Origin of the sequence: Bradyrhizobium sp. SMVTL-02, assembly GCF_051853005.1 — a bacterium.
GTDB lineage: Bacteria > Pseudomonadota > Alphaproteobacteria > Rhizobiales > Xanthobacteraceae > Bradyrhizobium.
Map to the genome: position 1 here is coordinate 5,892,814 of NZ_CP182469.1, position 16,802 is coordinate 5,909,615.

General features: G+C 63.7%; 20 protein-coding genes. 8 read left to right on the forward strand and 12 right to left on the reverse strand.

What is annotated here, in order from left to right; all coding sequences use genetic code 11:
* The first annotated feature begins 190 nt into the window (after nucleotides 1-190).
* Together ACNJYB_RS28220 and ACNJYB_RS28225 are read left to right on the forward strand one after the other, a co-directional pair.
* Nucleotides 191-484 carry a cupin domain-containing protein gene (locus ACNJYB_RS28220; RefSeq protein ID WP_439369800.1) on the forward strand — a complete coding sequence of 98 codons (294 nt, stop codon included), beginning with the start codon at nucleotides 191-193 and terminating at the stop codon, nucleotides 482-484.
* A 151-nt stretch (nucleotides 485-635) separates the two neighbouring features.
* A complete protein-coding gene (locus ACNJYB_RS28225; RefSeq protein ID WP_439369802.1) occupies nucleotides 636-1,514 on the forward strand; it encodes a hypothetical protein in 879 nt (292 codons plus the stop codon).
* Nucleotides 1,515-1,597: 83 nt separating this feature from the next.
* Here the strand turns inward: ACNJYB_RS28225 and ACNJYB_RS28230 are convergent, their stop codons facing one another.
* From ACNJYB_RS28230 to ACNJYB_RS28250, 5 genes are all read right to left on the reverse strand, one after another.
* Entirely contained in the window at nucleotides 1,598-1,921 is a 324-nt protein-coding gene (locus ACNJYB_RS28230) for a hypothetical protein (protein ID WP_439369803.1), read from the reverse strand.
* A gap of 27 nt (nucleotides 1,922-1,948) precedes the next feature.
* Nucleotides 1,949-2,734, reverse strand: coding sequence for an SDR family NAD(P)-dependent oxidoreductase (locus tag ACNJYB_RS28235; RefSeq protein ID WP_439369804.1), 786 nt, complete (start codon nucleotides 2,732-2,734; stop codon nucleotides 1,949-1,951).
* A 95-nt stretch (nucleotides 2,735-2,829) separates the two neighbouring features.
* A complete protein-coding gene (locus tag ACNJYB_RS28240) occupies nucleotides 2,830-2,997 on the reverse strand; it encodes a DUF2934 domain-containing protein (protein ID WP_439369805.1) in 168 nt (55 codons plus the stop codon).
* A 28-nt stretch (nucleotides 2,998-3,025) separates the two neighbouring features.
* A complete protein-coding gene (locus tag ACNJYB_RS28245) occupies nucleotides 3,026-4,096 on the reverse strand; it encodes an ATP-dependent DNA ligase (protein WP_439375666.1) in 1,071 nt (356 codons plus the stop codon).
* Nucleotides 4,097-4,155: 59 nt separating this feature from the next.
* Nucleotides 4,156-4,344, reverse strand: a complete 189-nt coding sequence (locus ACNJYB_RS28250) for a hypothetical protein (protein WP_439369806.1) — start codon at nucleotides 4,342-4,344, stop codon at nucleotides 4,156-4,158.
* 91 nt (nucleotides 4,345-4,435) lie between these two features.
* Between ACNJYB_RS28250 and ACNJYB_RS28255 the strand changes: the two genes are divergently transcribed.
* The 6 genes from ACNJYB_RS28255 to ACNJYB_RS28280 all read left to right on the forward strand — a co-directional run bounded on the left by ACNJYB_RS28255 (nucleotide 4,436) and on the right by ACNJYB_RS28280 (nucleotide 9,503).
* Entirely contained in the window at nucleotides 4,436-4,606 is a 171-nt protein-coding gene (locus ACNJYB_RS28255) for a hypothetical protein (protein ID WP_439369807.1), read from the forward strand.
* A gap of 31 nt (nucleotides 4,607-4,637) precedes the next feature.
* Nucleotides 4,638-5,813, forward strand: a complete 1,176-nt coding sequence (locus ACNJYB_RS28260; RefSeq protein ID WP_439369808.1) for a zinc-dependent alcohol dehydrogenase — start codon at nucleotides 4,638-4,640, stop codon at nucleotides 5,811-5,813.
* 13 nt (nucleotides 5,814-5,826) lie between these two features.
* Complete coding sequence (locus tag ACNJYB_RS28265) at nucleotides 5,827-6,369, forward strand: hypothetical protein (RefSeq protein ID WP_439369809.1); 543 nt, start codon at nucleotides 5,827-5,829, stop codon at nucleotides 6,367-6,369.
* Nucleotides 6,370-6,407: 38 nt separating this feature from the next.
* Nucleotides 6,408-8,009: an alpha-amylase family glycosyl hydrolase gene (locus tag ACNJYB_RS28270; RefSeq protein ID WP_439369810.1), complete on the forward strand. Its 1,602-nt coding sequence runs from the start codon at nucleotides 6,408-6,410 to the stop codon at nucleotides 8,007-8,009.
* Nucleotides 8,010-8,157: 148 nt separating this feature from the next.
* Nucleotides 8,158-8,337 (forward strand): CsbD family protein, encoded by a 180-nt coding sequence (locus ACNJYB_RS28275; RefSeq protein ID WP_439369812.1) that lies wholly within the window; start codon nucleotides 8,158-8,160, stop codon nucleotides 8,335-8,337.
* Between the two features lie 59 nt (nucleotides 8,338-8,396).
* Complete coding sequence (locus tag ACNJYB_RS28280; protein ID WP_439369814.1) at nucleotides 8,397-9,503, forward strand: DUF305 domain-containing protein; 1,107 nt, start codon at nucleotides 8,397-8,399, stop codon at nucleotides 9,501-9,503.
* A 269-nt stretch (nucleotides 9,504-9,772) separates the two neighbouring features.
* On the opposite strand, the gene ACNJYB_RS28285 is transcribed toward ACNJYB_RS28280, so the two are convergent.
* The 7 genes from ACNJYB_RS28285 to ACNJYB_RS28315 all read right to left on the reverse strand — a co-directional run bounded on the left by ACNJYB_RS28285 (nucleotide 9,773) and on the right by ACNJYB_RS28315 (nucleotide 16,796).
* Nucleotides 9,773-10,408: a response regulator gene (locus ACNJYB_RS28285; protein ID WP_018642565.1), complete on the reverse strand. Its 636-nt coding sequence runs from the start codon at nucleotides 10,406-10,408 to the stop codon at nucleotides 9,773-9,775.
* 167 nt (nucleotides 10,409-10,575) lie between these two features.
* The gene (locus ACNJYB_RS28290; RefSeq protein ID WP_439369815.1) at nucleotides 10,576-11,205 is read right to left on the reverse strand and encodes a response regulator transcription factor; all 630 of its coding nucleotides are present in this window, start codon (nucleotides 11,203-11,205) and stop codon (nucleotides 10,576-10,578) included.
* Nucleotides 11,206-11,265: 60 nt separating this feature from the next.
* Nucleotides 11,266-12,471 carry an ATP-binding protein gene (locus ACNJYB_RS28295; RefSeq protein WP_439369816.1) on the reverse strand — a complete coding sequence of 402 codons (1,206 nt, stop codon included), beginning with the start codon at nucleotides 12,469-12,471 and terminating at the stop codon, nucleotides 11,266-11,268.
* Nucleotides 12,472-12,840: 369 nt separating this feature from the next.
* Complete coding sequence (locus ACNJYB_RS28300; protein WP_439369817.1) at nucleotides 12,841-13,089, reverse strand: hypothetical protein; 249 nt, start codon at nucleotides 13,087-13,089, stop codon at nucleotides 12,841-12,843.
* Nucleotides 13,090-13,103: 14 nt separating this feature from the next.
* Nucleotides 13,104-13,943, reverse strand: a complete 840-nt coding sequence (locus tag ACNJYB_RS28305; RefSeq protein ID WP_439369819.1) for an outer membrane beta-barrel protein — start codon at nucleotides 13,941-13,943, stop codon at nucleotides 13,104-13,106.
* Between the two features lie 139 nt (nucleotides 13,944-14,082).
* Complete coding sequence (arcA, locus tag ACNJYB_RS28310) at nucleotides 14,083-15,348, reverse strand: arginine deiminase (protein ID WP_439369820.1); 1,266 nt, start codon at nucleotides 15,346-15,348, stop codon at nucleotides 14,083-14,085.
* A 14-nt stretch (nucleotides 15,349-15,362) separates the two neighbouring features.
* Nucleotides 15,363-16,796 carry a basic amino acid/polyamine antiporter gene (locus ACNJYB_RS28315; RefSeq protein WP_439369822.1) on the reverse strand — a complete coding sequence of 478 codons (1,434 nt, stop codon included), beginning with the start codon at nucleotides 16,794-16,796 and terminating at the stop codon, nucleotides 15,363-15,365.
* Nucleotides 16,797-16,802: the final 6 nt, after the last annotated feature.

A 16,802-nucleotide genomic window follows, 5' to 3' on the forward strand; every position in this document is an offset into this window, starting at 1 on the left:
CCCCGAGGAACAAGGAGGAGCCAGGCTTCTTAACCGGACAGAACGACGGTGGAGGTCAGCATGGGTGAAACCACGATCAAGAAAGTTTCGGCCCGCGAGTCCCCGGTCGGGGAGATGGGACAGACGTACCTGGTCTCCGGAAAGCGCGTTTCAATGCGCTTGTGGCAGAACGAGGCGCCAACAGGGCGCCATGACGCAACGCGAATACGAGACCGCTGGCTATGTCATTGCGGGGCAGGCCGAACTCACGCTTGAAGGCCGAACGATTAATCTGAAATCCGGCGATTCCTGGCTTGTTCCAGCGCAGGCAAAGCACGCCTACCGGATTCAGAAGACCTTTACGGCGATCGAGGCGACGGCGCCGCCTGCGCAGGTGCACGGCGCGACCATTGAGCAGCCGCGCCGACCGGCGCGAAGGTGGACCGCTGACCGCTCCATGAAACGACGGTCCGCCACGGGGGTGGTGCGGGAAGCCTTCCTATAACGCCCAACCGGCCCGATTAGGAACCTCCCCGACGACACCGAATTGGTACCGCACAATTCGGAGGATTTCACATGGATGGGATTATCTATCTCGTTGGGCTGATCGTGATCATCATGTTCATCCTGTCGCTATTCGGCTTGCGGTGATCATCATGGAAACGTTGGTGAGAGGCGAAAACGCGGCGATGCGCGAGCAAGGCCGACTGGAGCCGTGGAGCTTGCAATGGACGCCTGTCATTGCCGGCGCTCTGGCGGCATCGGCGCTTTCGCTTATCCTGATCTCGTTTGCGACCGCTCTCGGGCTTGGCGTCGCCTCGACGGCTCCGACCTGGCGGGACACGTCGTTTGCGCTCTGGCTGCTCTCGGGCATCTATCTGATCCTTCAAGCCCTGATCAGCTTCGGTTGCGGCGGCTATTTTGCCGGGCGGATCCGATCACCCGATGCGTCCTTGGACGACGACGTCGCAACCCGCGACGGGATGCATGGTGTCGCCTCTTGGGCGCTCGCCGTCGTGATCGGCGCCGTCCTGACCGCCATGGTCGCATGGGCGGCCAGCAAGCCGTCCTCGACGATGCAGGCGCCTTCGGCTTCCGAACCTACGGTTCTCAGTTTCGAGCTCGACCGCCTGTTTCGTGCGCCGCGCCGGCCGCCGAACGTTGATCTGAGCGCAGAACGAGCCGAAGCCGCGCGCATCCTGATGACGTCGTCCAGCCACAGCGGCGTTGCGACCGACGATCGCGCCTACCTCGTCCAACAGGTCACCGCGCTGACCGGCCTGACCGGGCCGGATTCGGAGAAGCGGGTCGATGCGACGATTGCGAACGCCAAGAACGCCATCTCCAAGGCGCGCGCGGCGAGCATCATTCTGGCTTTCTCGGCGGCCGCCGCACTGCTGTTCGGAGCCGTTGCCGCCTGGGCTGGCGCCGCGGCCGGCGGACGGCACAGGGACGGCGAACCACTCTCTGCCTGGATGACGCATTCGAACCGCTGGTCACGCCACCCGGCGAAGACGCCGCAGTCCATGCCGTAGAGCGAATTGAAGGACGATCGCAACAAGGGCGCCCCGGCAACGGGGCGCCCTTCTGAATCGGACACGACGACGGGCGAACCCAGTCAGCAACCATCGTCGGCAGCGGTCGACTTGCTCGCGTCGGCAGCGGTGGACTTGGTCGATTGCTCGGCAGCCGTCGGCTGGCTCTGCATCTGACGCTGGGCATCCTGCGACGAGGCCGCGGTCCCCTCGGTCGCCTTGTTCATGGCTGAGGTCGGCGGATGCTCCTTGGCATTCGATGAAGCAGCTCCCGTCGTCTCACCGGCTTTACCTGTCGTGACTGGCCCGGAGCCGGCATCGCGGCTGGCCGTATTGCAGGGCCCGCCGAGCGCGAACGTCGAACTGAGCACGAGCAGCGCGCCGGCCAACATTGACTTGTGAAACATGACAATCTCCTTCCTCGCTTTCACCGGCTAGTGCCTGGCGGAGCCGGGTTCCGCCATCTTGCGATGCTGCTTGGCCAGCCTCTCCGCGGGCGTGATGTTTGCCATCGCAGACTGGATCTTGTTCTTCAGACCTGTGACGACATCGCCCTCGCCTCTCATCATGGCGTCGAAGCCCTGCCGCGCCACCATGGCGGGATCGTCCTTCGCTTCAGAGCCAACCTTGGTGTCGAGCATATCGGCGCGCTCGAAAAACGCGGTCTCGGTCGCGCCGGGCATGAGGCAGGTCACCGTGATCGCGGTATCGCGGAGCTCTTCGCGAAGCGCGAAGGACAGCGAATTGAGATAGGATTTCGACGCGTTGTAGACCGCCTGGAAGCTGCCGGGCGTGAAGCCGGCGATCGAACCCGTGATCAGGATGCGGCCGTGATTGCGGCGCCGCATGTCGTTTCCGACTCGGTGGAGCAGGCATGTGGTTCCCGTGATGTTCGTATCGATGACATCGCGGATTCGCGCGAGCTCCTGATCGAGAAACGCGTGTCCAAGGCCTCGCCCGGCATTCGCCATGAGCAAGTCGATCGGACGGCCGTTAGCGGCGGCGTAGAGCGCCTCGATACCTTCCTGAGTGGCGAGATCGACATGGAGAGCCTCGATGGTACCCGCACCCGGCTCGTTGCGCAGGCGTGCGGCCGCCGTCTCGATCTCCGGCTCGTCCGCGGCAATCAGCAGATCGCATCCCTCGCGCGCGCAAATGCGCGCAAGCTCAAGGCCGATCCCAGTCGACGCACCGGTGACAATCGCAAATTGCCTGTCCATCTTCGCTCTCCATTCTCGCGCAACTTGCCGGTCTAATCGCGAAAGACCTCGGCCGTTCCTAACGCGACGGGAGCGCCAGCTGCGCCTGGATTGCGCTATTCCGTGAACCTCCTGGAGGCTTCGTCGGCGTTGATGGCGGGATCGCTCGACAACTCGCGTTCCGCTTCGCGCCAGAACTCGTCTTCCCGCCCGTCCGGCTTGCCTGCCAGTTCCCAGAGCTGATGCGCGCGAGTCCGGATCCGATCTTCCGTCGGTTTCTCCATCCGCCTCCTCCTCCCGATATCTGCCCACTCAACGTCGGTCCGCAGCCCACGTTCCAGGTGCGGGCGCGAGCCGCGATCGTCGATCCGGCTTCGCGGCTTCCGTCTTCTGTCGCTTCGCTGATTTCTGCCGAAGCTGATCCATGCGGCATTGCGAAGGCTTCTTGTCCGGGCGCCAGCGCAGGATCGTCGTGCCGTGACGAAACCGGTCGCCGGACACATGGTCGTAGCAGACTTCGACGACGTGAACCGGACGCACGGGCTGCCACTCGGCAGATCGTTTGGTCGACCATCGACTGGGCCCGCCCGGGGCCTTGCCGGTAAAACTGCTCTTGCTGACGATCTTCTCGAATTTATCCGTGAGGCCAGGCCTGTCGGACGCCTTGATCGCCGAAGTGAAGCCGACGTGGTGCAGGCGGCCGGCGTCATCGTACAGCCCAAGCAGCAGCGAGCCGAGCACCTTCCGTTTGCCCTGCCTCTTCTCGCCATATCGGAAGCCGCCGACCACGCAATCGGCCGATCGCAGCAGCTTGATCTTCTGCATCCCGTCGCGCGTGCCGCTGCGGTAGGCGAGGTCCAGCCGCTTTGCAACGACGCCGTCATGGCCGTCATCGACATGCTGGAGCCACCGTTTCGCCTCTGCATAATTGCGGTTCGCCGGCGACAGCTCGAAAACGTCGTTGCCCCGGAAGTAGCGCCGCGCGAATTTCTCAAGTGCGGGCCGCCGTTTCGCCAGCGGCAGCGCTCCGACATCCACGTCCGCCGATCGCAGCAGATCGAAGGCAATGAAGCGCGCAGGCGTTTCCTGCGCGAGGCGCTTGACCCGGCTGGCCGCGGGATGGATGCGCTGAAGCAGGGCGTCGAACGAGTAACCCTCGTCGAGCCGGATGATCAGCTCGCCGTCGAGCATGAAGGACTCAGCGGATAGTGCCGATGCGGCGGACGCGACTTCCGGAAAATAGCGGACGAGGTCGCGTCCGCCCTTGGACTGCATGCGAACGCCTCGACCGTCGCGACTGAGCAGGCAACGGAAGCCGTCCCATTTCGGCTCGTATTGCCATTGCTCCCCCTGGGGAAGCTCGGTGACGGATTCGGCTTCCATCGGCTCCATGGTCGATACTCGCAACACGCTTGGTCATCCAAACGTAGCCGCCCCTTCTCTCAAGCGGGCTTGGCAGGATGCGCTGTGCGCGGATGACGCTCGTGCAGCAGTCGCGCGAGCGCTTCACGCTCCGAGGCATGGCCCTTCATCGCCGTCTCGAACAGCGCCTCCTGGACATCCCGTGGCATATCACCCCACACCTCCATGGCAGCCTGGCCCAGCAGATAAGCAAAGCGTTCGTCGGCCATGTCGACCCTCCCTCTCGTGCCTGAGGATAGGAACTGCAGCCGCCCTGCCCGTGTTCCAACCCGTCATTTGGAAACGGAGGAATTGGCGGACATGGGACTGTTCGCCAGGGACAACGCGAAGGCGTCCAGCGCGGCCTGGACCTCGACGAGCGGAATGGATGTCCGGGCCGCGCATGGCCTCCTCACTGCAGTTGCAGCACATGTCAACCAGGTGAAAGATTTCGCGTACGACATAGCAACCATCGCGCATTCCTCGACTTAGATGCCTCGTGGGTGAGCCCGGAGGACGGAAGATGAAGGCGCTGGTCTGGCATGGCAAGGAGGACGTAAGGTGCGACGCCGTCACGGACCCGGAGATCCAGGACCCGCGCGACGCCATCATCAGGGTCACGAGTTGCGCCATCTGCGGCTCCGACCTGCACCTCTTCCACAACTTCATCCCGGGCATGCTGCCCGGCGACATCATGGGCCACGAGACCATGGGCGAAGTGGTCGACGTCGGCTCCGGCGTCGACGGCAAGCTGAAGAAGGGCGACCGCATCGTCGTCCCTTTCACGATCATCTGCGGCGAATGCGACCAGTGCAAGCGCGGCAATTTTTCCATCTGCGAGACCACCAACCGCAAGCGCCATCTGGCCGACAAGGTGTTCGGACACACGACCGCGGGCCTGTTCGGCTACACCCATCTCACCGGCGGCTACCCGGGCGGCCAGGCTGAATATCTGCGCGTGCCCTATGCCGATGCCACCCATATCAAGGTGCCCGCCGGCATCCCGGACGAACAGCTGCTGTTTCTCAGCGACATCTTCCCGACCGGTTGGCAGGCCGCCGCACAATGCGACATCGAGCCGACGGATACAGTCGCGATCTGGGGCTGCGGTCCGGTGGGACAAATGGCGGTCCGCAGCCCCATCCTGCTCGGGGCCAACCAGGTGATCGCGATCGATTGCCTGCCCGAGCGGCTCAGCATGGCCGAGGCCGGCGGTGCCACCACGATCAACTTCGAAAACGAAAGCGTTCTGGAGCGGCTAAGGGACCTCACCGACGGCAGGGGCCCCGAAAAATGCATCGACTGCGTCGGCATGGAATCGCATGTGATGGCCTCACTGCCCGATACGCTGCTCGACCGCGCCAAGCAGATGGTGATGGCGGAGAGCGATCGGCCGCATGTGCTGCGCGAGATGATCTATGTCTGCCGGCCAGGCGGCATCATCTCGGTGCCTGGCGTCTATAGCGGCTTCTCGGACATGCTCCCGATGGGAGCATTCATGAACAAGGGACTGACGATGCGGACGGGCCAGACTCACGTCAACCGTTGGACCGACGACCTGCTCCGCCGCATCGAGGAGGGCGAGATCGACCCATCCTTCGTCATCACCCACACCGTCCCGCTCGAGCAGGGCCCGGAGATGTACCAGGTGTTTCGCGACAAGCGGGATTCCTGCGTCAAGGTCGTGTTGAAGCCCTGAAGGAGCGAAGCCAATGTTTCATTTCTCCAACATCGTGCGCACCAAGGGCGATCCGAAAATCGTCAGGGGCGGGCCGAGCCTGAAGCGGCCGGAAGACCAGCTTGCCCGCGCGCTCGGCTGGTTCAGCATCGGCCTCGGCGTCGTCGAGTTCTTCGCGCCGAGGCGCGTCACGGAAACGCTCGGCATGGAAGGTCACGAGACGTTGGTCCGCGCTTTCGGCGTGCGCGAAATCCTCGCGGGGATCATGTCGCTGTCAGTGGACAAGAACGCCGGCCTCTGGGCTCGCGTCGGCGGCGACGGCCTCGATGCCGCCGCGCTGATCTCCGGTCTGACCTCCGACAATCCCAAAAAGGGCAATATCGCGCTGGCGCTGCTGATGGTGGGCGGCATCGCCGTGCTCGACTACCGCGCCGCGCAGGATACCAGACCGCGACGGCCGCCGCGTGATGCTCGGCGCAGGCTCTATCCGAACAGGAGCGGTTTTCCCAGGGGCATCGAGAGTGCCCGAAGCAAGGCCAGACAGATCGCATCGCATGCCGCCGCGCGACAGAGCTGAGGTCGATGAAACGCGAGCCATGCGGGTGAAGCAAGGCAATGAGTGACGAGTCCCCTGACGAAAGCGCGTGGTGGCAATCCGCGGTCATCTACGAGATCGCGCCGATCTCCTTCCAGGACTCGAACGGCGACGGCAAGGGCGACCTCGCTGGCCTGATCTCGCGCATCGACTACCTGAAGTGGCTGGGCGTCGATGCGGTCTGGCTCACACCAATCTACAGGAGTCCCTTCCGCGATCTCGGTTACGACATATCCGACTATTGCGCCATCGAACCTGCCTTCGGCAGCCTCGACGAGTTCGACCGTCTCGTCAAAGCCCTGCATGCCGAAGGCATTCGCCTCATCCTCGATCTCGTCCCCAATCACACCGCAAACGACCACAAATGGTTCGTCGAGAGCAGCAGCTCGCCCAACAGCGCGAAAGCCGATTGGTACATCTGGGCCGATGCGGCCGAGAACGGCGGCCCGCCCAACAACTGGCTGAGCCGCTTCGGCGGCAGCGCATGGGAATGGTGCGAAGCGCGGCGGCAGTACTATTATCATTCTTTCCTGGTCGAGCAGCCCGATCTCAACTGGCGCAATCCGCAGGTGCGTGCCGCGATCAGCGAGGTCATGCGCTTCTGGCTCGATCGCGGCGTCGACGGCTTTCGCGTCGATGCCAGCGCGGTCCTGATCAAGGACGCGCTCCTGCGCGACAACCCGCCGAACCCGGGCGCTGCGGGCAAGCCGCCGCCGCAGCGTCACACGCCCGTCTTCACCGACGACCGGCCGGAGACGATGAGTTGCATCGAGTTCATCCGGGAGGTGATCGACAGCTATCCGGCCCGGCTGCTCTGCGGCGAAGTCCAGGGCAAGACCGACCGCATCGGGCATTTCTACGGCACGGAGCGGCCGCGGCTGCATCTGCCGCTCAACTTCGTGCTTCTCGATACGCCATGGAACGCGCTGCCGCTGCAGGCGGCGATCGATGCCTATTTCAACGCGCTGCCGGAGCACGCCTGGCCGGTCTGGGTCGTCGGCGGCCACGACAAGCAGCGGATCGCCAGCAAGGTCGGCGCGGCGCAGATGCGCGTGCTGGCCATGCTGCTGATGACGCTGCGAGGGACGCCGTTCTTCTATATGGGGGACGAGATCGGCCGCAAGCGCGTGACAATTCCGCCCGATCGCATCCGCGATCCCTTCGAGAAGCTGGTGCCGGGATATGGACTGTGCCGAGATCCCGAGCGCGCGCCGATGCGGTGGGACGCCAGCCCGCACGGCGGTTTCACGAAAGGCAGTCCATGGCTTCCGTTGGAGGCTGATGGCGGGACCAGCGTGACAGAGCAGCAAAGTGACGAGCGATCGATCCTGGCGCTGTTTCGCGCGCTGATCGCGCTTCGTCGCGCGCATGCGTGCCTGCGTCAAGGCGGCTACGCGCCGTTGCGATCTCACAACGACGTGCTGGCCTACAAACGCACGGAGGGCCGGAACGAGGCCCTGATCGTGCTCAACATCGCCGCCGAACCGCGAAAATGGCACTGGCGCGGTCGTGGCCGCCTGCTGCTATCGACACATCTGGACCGGCCCTCTGAGCCATTGCCCGATGCCTCGATCCTGCTCCGGGCCAATGAAGGCGTCGTTATCGCACTTGAGGTCAGGTAGCCTAGCGAGGAACTATTGGAGCGCCAGAGAGTCTGACCAACGCTTCCGGCACTCCCCCCTGCTGCTGGAGGCAGACTGGACGAAACCGCAGCCCCGGCGCTCCCCCCTTTCAGGCGCCGGGGTCGCGGCGTGAGCTCGGAGACCAGCCATGGGCAAGACGAAGGGTTTGCAGCAGCGGATCGTCGGCAAAGCCAAGCAGGCCGTAGGTGAGCTGATCGGAGATCAGGATCTGCATGAGGACGGCAAGACGCAAGCGCAGCGTGGCCGCGAAGAACAAGACAAGCCCAGCGAACTCAATCCGTTCAAGAAGCTCAACAAACTAACGTGAGTGCGACCGCGCCGCCCGCCGCTCCAGCCGGGCCGACCGAGTCAAACGCAGCGGCGCGCGTGACGTCCGAACGCCGTTCGCGCTGGATCGCCGCGATCGAGCTCGGCCTCATCAGCAGCACGTTTTCGACCATCGTCAGCCAACTGTCCGCGGCGCGGATCGGCCGTGAGGCGACGGTCGATTGGATGACGGTTGCCGCAATTCCCGCGGGCGACTGGGCGATCACTGCCGAACCGTCGTGGAACGCGATCCTCGCCGGGATCGCCTTTCACCAATGGGCGGACTTCTCGTGGGCGCTGCTTTTCTTCGGCGTGCTCGGCCGCTGGACGGCGAACCTGCGGCCGCTGACCATCCTGCTGCTCGCGATGCCCTGGGCAGTGTTCTCCTCAGGCATGGAGTGGTTCGTGCTGGTGCCGCTGTTTCCGTTCTGGCAGCCGCTGTTCACGCTGCAGCAGCCGTACTGGATCGGGCTGCTTGTCCATGGCTCGTCAGCGGTGATGTATCCTCTGTTCGCTCGGCTGCGCTGGGCACGCGGCAACGTGCCGAAGCAAGACTTGCGCTTCACCAATGCCTGGATCGCCGGGGCGCTCGTCGTGATCGCTGTGCTCGGAACGGTCGCGCTGTTCGGCGACCATGGCTACGAGCTGCCGTGGCTCGGTCGCGACAGGGACGCCGACCAGACCTATATCCGCCACATGACCACGCATCACGCCCAAGGCATCGAACTGGCGCGGCTTGCCGCCGAACGCGCCAACGACCCGCATTTGCGCAAGCTCGCGATGCTGATGGTGGCAAGCCAGACCGGCGAAAACCGGATCTTCGAGAACTGGTGGCTGAGCTGGTTCGACGCGGAGATGCCGGATTGCGACGCGCAGGAGCGTGCTGCGATGCCCGGCTTCCTGACACCGGCGGAGATGCGACAGGTGAAGACGGCGCCGCCCGGCGAATTCGACAGGACGTTCGTCGAAGCCATGAGCAGGCATCACAAGGGTGCGGTCAAAATGGCCGACCAGATGTGGCATAGCCGCGGCGATCCGCGCCTTCGCGTCATGGCTCATGCGATCCGCCACGCGCAGCAGGGCGAGATCGCGTTGATGCAAGGCGCGAGCGGCCTCGCCGCGGTCGCCACGGGTTTGCACAACATGCTCGGCGACAACGTCAATTGAGTGCCTGGAGCGTCGGCACCCGCCCGATCTCATCGTGAACGACGATGCCGTGGCCGACCTCGCGCAGAAACTGCCAGTCTTCCGGAGCGGCGCGGCCAGCCGCAGATTACGTTTCGGAACAGCCACCTGGCGAAACAATCCACCAAATCGCCACTGCCTTCGGCACCGGAAGCTTCTTGCGTGACCACTTGCGGTCGGCAAAGTCTCGGACTTCTAGACAAGGTCATCATACGGGCTGAAGCCGCACCGGCCCGGGCATCAGCATCCGTTCAGGGCGAGACCAGCTTCTTGCGGACGGCATAGCGCACCAGCTCGGCGGTGGACGACATTCTGAGCTTGCGCATGGCCGAAGCGCGATGGGTCTCGACGGTCTTCACGCTCAGATTCAGGATCGCGCTGATCGACCTGTTGGTATTCCCTTCCGCGATCAGCTGGACCACGCTCTGCTCGCGTGACGTCAGCAGCATGTCGGCCCGATTCTGCTTGTTCGCCTGGTAGTCGTGCAGCAGCTTCTCCAGGAGGACGCTGGTGAAGTAGGGCCTACCGTCGAGCAAGGCCTCGATGGCGGAAATCAGGTGCTTGCGGGCGTCGGACTTGAACAGGAAGCCGCGAATGCCGGCCAGGATGGCCTCCGTCAGGAGTTCCTCGCTTTCGTGCATGGTCAGGATCAGCACCTCGGTTCGCACATGCAGCGTCCTGAGGCGACGGCTGACCTCCAGGCCGTTCATGATCGGCATGGAGTAATCGACAATCACGATGTCCGGTCGGGTTTCGAGCGCCAGCGCAACAGCCTGCTCGCCGTTGGTGGCCTCACCGCTCACGATCCAGTCGGACCGCGTTCCAACGATCGCGCGAAGGCCGGAACGTACGATTTCATGATCATCCGCAATCAAGATGCGTTTCACGACATCGTTCCCGTTTGCCGGCTCCTGTCCGGCCGGGCGGACAACGGCAGTGACCGGCCGTAGCGTCGAACGATCATACGGCGCCCTGCGGCCAACGTTATCCAACAAAACCCTGAGATGTCCCGGCGAAGGTACTGACGCCGAAGACCGGCTCGCCGACTCACCGTTCAGGCCTCGACCAGCCCCGTCCGGACCGCGTATCGGACGAGGCCCGCCGTCGAGTTCACCTCGAGCTTGCGCATCGCAGCCGCCCGATGCGCCTCCGTTGTCTTGACGCTGAGATCGAGGATCGCGCTGATCCCCTTGTTGCTGTAGCCTTCCGCAACCAGCTTGACCACGAGCTGCTCGCGCGCCGTCAATTCGTGATGCCGCTCGCCGCTACCGCCCGAGCCGCGGCCGAATTCCGTCACGCAGCTGGTGGTGCAGAACGGGCGATGCAGCAGCAACGCCTCGACCGCCGCAAGCAGCAGCTTGTTGGCGTCCGACTTCACCAGGAACGCACGCGCGCCGGCCTCGAACGCCTGCTGCGCGATCAGGCCCGAATTGTGCACGGTGAAGATCAGGACCTCGGTCTGCAACGGATAGTCCTTGATCCGCCGCGCCGCCTCCACGCCGGTCATACGGGGCATCGAGAAATCGAGGATGGCGACATGGGGATGGCTCTCGATTGCCGCAGCGACCGCCCGGCCGCCATCGGTGACCTCGGCCACCACCTCCCAATCCGCCCGCCGTTCGAGCACCGCTCGCAAGCCGGACCGCACCGCTTCGTGATCGTCGGCTATGAGAATTCGTTTCATGGCAGCACGCTCCCAATCCTTCACGGCGGTTCGGCCGCCCATCCGGCCTTCCGCCGCGGGCTAGTGTTCTTTCGCTGATCGTGTGCCTGCGTGGGCCCTCATGATGGTCGTGGCTTTTCGCCGGTTCCGTCTGTTCGCCGCGAGGCGACGCGGAAACGTCGCGCACAGGACGGTTCCGGACAGTGGCGCGGTCCGGCTGGACCGGATGTCCAGCGTACCTCCGATCTCATGCAGCCTCACCCGCATCGCCGGAATGCCGACCCCGATCGATACGGCAGTGTGGCCGCGCCCGACTGCATCGGGAAGACCGCGTCCATTATCGCTGATCGTCAGCACGAAACGGCTGTCGGCAAGGTCGATGACGATGGCCACCTCCGTCGCCTTCGCATGGCGGTAGACGTTCGTGAGCCCCTCCTGAACGACGCGCAGCAGCGAACGTTTCGTTTCATACGGCAGCCGATCGACGTCCGGAACGATGTTCACGGTCACGCGCAACGAGGTGCGCGCCGCAAATCCTTCCGCGTATCGCTCGATCGTCGCCTTCAATCCCTCCACCGCCAGATTCCGCGGATGCAGGAGATAGGCAAAGGCGCGGAGCTCCCGGAGGGCTTCATCGATCGACGCGTCGATATCGTCGCAGAGCCGCTCCGCCGGAGCGGCGTCGCCCAGATTGTTGCGCATCCGCATCACGCCGAGGCTGGCAGCAATCAGATGCTGACAGGTCGAATCGTGCAGATCGGAGGCGATCCGTTGCTGGATGCCTTCCTGAATGGCGAGCAGGCCGATGTCGATATCGAGCCCGTCGCCGCATGCGGCGGCGTGCTCGAAAGGACCGTTGCGCAGTTCGCGGTGGCTGCCGATCAACCGGACCACCCCGCCGTCCACGATCGGCGTCACCGTCGTTTGCATCGCCCGCGGCGCCCCGCCGAGCGCGAGCCGCTGGCGGATCCTGACCTCCGTTCCCTCCGCGATGCCCGCCTGAAGCGCCTCGCAGACGGACCTTGCGTCGTTCGCACTCATGCAATCGAACACGTCCATGTCGCTGACGTCTTCCGACGATACGCCGAGCTGAGACTCGAATGCCGGATTGATTCCCTCGTAGGCGAAGTGTCCACGGAACAACGGGCGCGCGGCGAAGAGCAGATCCGCCGAAGACGTCCAATAGAGCTCGTCGACCGATTGTTGCGAACCTAGGCGCAACCAGTTCTTCAGACCGGTTCGGTCCGACTCACTGTCGGGGCAGCCATGTGGCTTCACGGTACGCACTCACTGTATTCCGGCGACGCCCGATATTGGCGACGATATCGCAGGTCCCCTCCCCGCCCCACCGGCGAGACATCCGCCACCGGATCCGGAAGACGCAAGCCATTGGGGTTGACCAATCATACACCCCGCCGCGCGGCCACACCATCAGGTAGTATTGTTTACAGATTGAAATCTCGAATTCGTGAGGCATGTTTCCGCGGCGGGCAGTATGCAGTTTGTGCCACGCCGCAACGTCAAATCCGATGCAACAGAGAATCAAAGTCAAAGTGCGGGTGGCCGCGAGATCGTTGCGGCAACGTGGCTGCCCCATACACGGCAGCACACTTATGCAATTCACCACTACCATTGCCGACGCGACTCGGAACCAGCCTAACGGCTGCTGCTCGCATCTGACTTCTTTTTCCTCGCTGCCTTCGCCGCTGGTGCGGGGCGAGGCGGCGCAATAGCGAGAGGATGCGACGGCTGCTGCAAACGGTGTATCGCGGCATCATCCCGAAGCGCATCGGTATCGAGACGCTGGCCTCGATCCACCGCATCGCGCGGATCGGCGAGCGCCATGGATGCCGCGAGGCTTCCGGCGACGATGCAGGTCAGCGTCAGCAGGCGTCTTGCGGGCATCTTTCAGGTCTCACTCAAAAGGCGAAATCCAGGCGAGGGCCGATGCGAACGTCCCTGTACCGCCGCAGCGGAACGTTCGACGTTCGCGCCTCGTATAACACGGTGGTCGTGAGCGACACATTACTGGCGAAATTATACTTCAAGCCCACATCGACCGAATAAAGCTGATCCTGACGGCCGCTGTTGAGCCCATCGGTGAACCAGTAGGCCTCGAACAGCGGCGTGCTTACGATCGACCAACTGGGATCGAGCTTGACCTCGATACCGAGCACGGCGTCAAAGCGCCAGCGGCGCGCTTCCGCGAGATCCGAGAATCGATAGGTCAGCAGCAGCAGCGGCGAGAAAATCGCGTTGTCGATGCGGAAGTCGCGCGCCACCGAGCCCGTCACATCATCGGACGTGAATGCGAGATCGCGATAGACCCCGTCGAAATCATAGCGGTGTTCATAGATGGCAGAGAAGCGCCAGCCGTTCCAGTTCTCGGTCAGACGCGCGCCCACGCGCGCCACGGCGAAGTTGCCGTCCTTCTCACGCGAGAAGGCCTCGTACTGCGTCCGCGCGTAGAGCCGATAGGACAGATCGTTGGTGAGGTTGCCGTCGAGCCTGACACTGACGTCGGGCTCGTAGTAGATGTCCGACTTGCGGTTGTCGCGGGTGAAAAGCGCGTTGTCGGTGAAGGTCGGAGAGATGGAACCGACGACACTCCAGGACGGTGCGGAGTAGTAGGGTACAGCGGCAATCGGGCCGGTCTTGAACTCGTTGAGATCGAGATCCGCCGCACCGGCCGTGCCAGCACTGAGCAGGCCGAGGACGGGCAAGCCGACGATCGGCAGAAGAAATCCAGACCTTAGCATGGCATCCACCTCCGATGCTGCTAGGCAGCCCGGTTTCGCGTCACGCTGCGCAATGATTGTGGCGTGTTAATGTCACAATTTTAAATCAGTGGTTGTTGCGAACGGAGCGGCCTTGGCGCAGGCCACAGATTGCGCTCGCCTAGTATTCAACCGCGTCCCTGATGATCGGACACGTCATGCAATGACCACCGCCGCGGCCTCGCCCGAGCTCCGCGCCGACGATGGTGATCACCTCGATCCCCTCCTTGCGCAGCAGCGTGTTGGTGTAGGTGTTGCGGTCATAGGCGAACACGACGCCGGGGGATGCGCAGACGAGATTGGCGCCGCTGTCCCACTGGGTTCGCTCGCGCAGATAGGCGTTCCCGCCGGTCTCCACGACGCGCAGCTTCTTCAGGCCGAGCGCTTCTGCGACGACGTCGACGAAGGGCTTCTCGTCCTTGCGCAATTCGAGGCCGGCCGGATTATCAGCCGGCCGATAGGAGAATGCGGTAATGTTGTTGACGATATCGGGGTAGAGCAGCACGCAATCGCGATCGGCGAAGGTGAACACGGTATCGAGATGCATCGCCGCGCGGAGCTTGGGCATGGCGGCCACGATCACCCTCTCGGCCGCCTTCTTCTTGAACAGCGCCGCAGCAAGCTGGCTGATCGCCTGCCGCGAGGTCCGCTCGCTGAGCCCGATCAGAACGTTGCCCTTGCCGATCGGCATCACGTCACCGCCTTCCAGCGTGGCGAGACCGTGATCCTGCGTCGGATCTCCCCACCAGACATTGACCTTGCCGGCGAAATCCGGGTGGAATTTGTAGATGGCAGCGGCGAGAATCGGCTCTTCATGACGCGCCGGCCAGAACAGCGAGTTCAGCGTCACGCCGCCATAGATCCAGCACGTGGTATCGCGGGTGTACAGCGTGTTTGGCAGCGGCGGCAGCAGATATTCGGTCATGCCCGCCGCTTCCCGGATCAGCCGGAGCATCTCGCCGCCATCGGCCTCGGGAAAATCGCGGGTGGACAGTCCGCCGATCAGGGTCTCGGCCAGCTCGCGAGGCCTGAGGCTTTCCAGATAGCCGCGCAGCTCGTCGATCAACCCGAGCCCGACCTGATTGGGAAGGACCTGGTTGTCGAGAATCCACTTCCTTGCTTCCGGAATGGCCACGGTGTCCGTGAGCAGATTGTGCATTTCGACGACGTCGATGCCGCGGTCGCGCATTTTCTGCACGAAGTCGAAATGATCGCGCTTGGCATTGTCGACCCACAGCACGTCGTCGAACAGCAAAGTATCGCAGTTGGTGGGCGTGAGGCGCTGATGCGCGCGGCCCGGCGAGCAGACCATCACCTTGCGCAGCTGACCGACTTCCGAATGAACACCGAACGGGGTCCTTGCATCCGACGCCTGTGCTGTCGCCATGGGAAATGCCTCGCCTAGATGGTGATGTAGCCGGTGGCCAGACCATGAATCCCGACCGCGGCGCCGATCACGGCTGCGATGAAGATGACCCAATCGATCGGCGTGAAGATCTTCGCCTTCTGCTGGAGGCGCGCCCAGAAATACAGCGCCGTGCCAGGAGCGTAGAGGATCGCCGACAGGAGCAGATATTTCATTCCGGCGGCATAGATCAGGAAAAGCGTGTAGACCACGGCGATGCCGGTGAAGATCAGGTCGCGTCGCCGTTCGCCCGGGCTCTTTTCGTAGGTCTCGCCGCGCCTGACCAGCAGGAGCCCGTAGGCGGCGACCAGGAAAAACGGAATGAGGTTCATGACGCTCGTCAAATTGAGCATCAACGCGAAGGCATCCCGCGACCAATAGGTGCTGATCACGAACAGCTGCACGACGATATTGGTGAGCCAGAGCGCTGCGGCGGGCACCTTGTTGGCGTTTTCGGTGCCGAACACGCGCGGCATATCCCTGGTTCGGCCGGCGGCGGAGAGCACCTCGGCGCAGATCAGCGACCAGGCGAGATAGGCCCCGAGCACCGAGACCAGAAGTCCGATGCTGACGAAGACGGCGCCCCAGTGCCCGACCACCGCCTCCAGCACCGTCGCCATCGACGGCTGCCGCGCGTCGGCGATCTCGGCGCGCGGCAGCACGGCATAGGGCAGCATCGTCACGAGCACCATGAGGCTCGTGACGACCGCGAAGCCCATGATCGTCGCGGCGCCGACGTCGGACCGTTCCCTGGCGTAGCGGGAATAGACGCTGGCTCCCTCGATCCCGAGAAAGACGAATACCGTGACCAGCATGGTCGCGCGGATCTGATCGAACAGACTTTTATCCGGCATGCCCTCGCCGCCCCAGAAATTGGCTTGGAATAGATCGGCCTTGAAGGCAAACGCCAGGATGACGATGAAGATCAGGATCGGGACGAGTTTGGCGATGGTGACGATGGTGTTGATCGCGGCGGCCTGTTGCACGCCACGCAGGATCATGAAGTGGAACAGCCAGATCCCGATCGAGGCGACGATGATCGCGGTGACCGTATTGCCGTCGCCGAAGACGGGAAAGAACGCGCCGAGCGTCGACTTGATCAGGACCCAGTAGGACACGTTGCCGATGCAGCTGCCGGTCCAATAGCCGAGCGCCGACAGGAAGCCGGGATAATCGCCGAAACCTGCCTTGGCGTAGGCGTAGACGCCGGCATCGAGATCCGGCTTTCGCTCGGCCATGGACTGAAACACGCGCGCCATCGTGTACATGCCGCCGCCTGCGATGCACCAGGCGAGGATGGCGCCGAACGGGCCGGTGGCGATGCCGAACGTCCGCGGCAGCGAGAAGATGCCTGAACCGACCATGGAGCCGACGACCATCGCCGTCAGCGCGAACAACGAAAGCTTTTGGGCCGTTGGCGTCGCAGTCATGGGGAG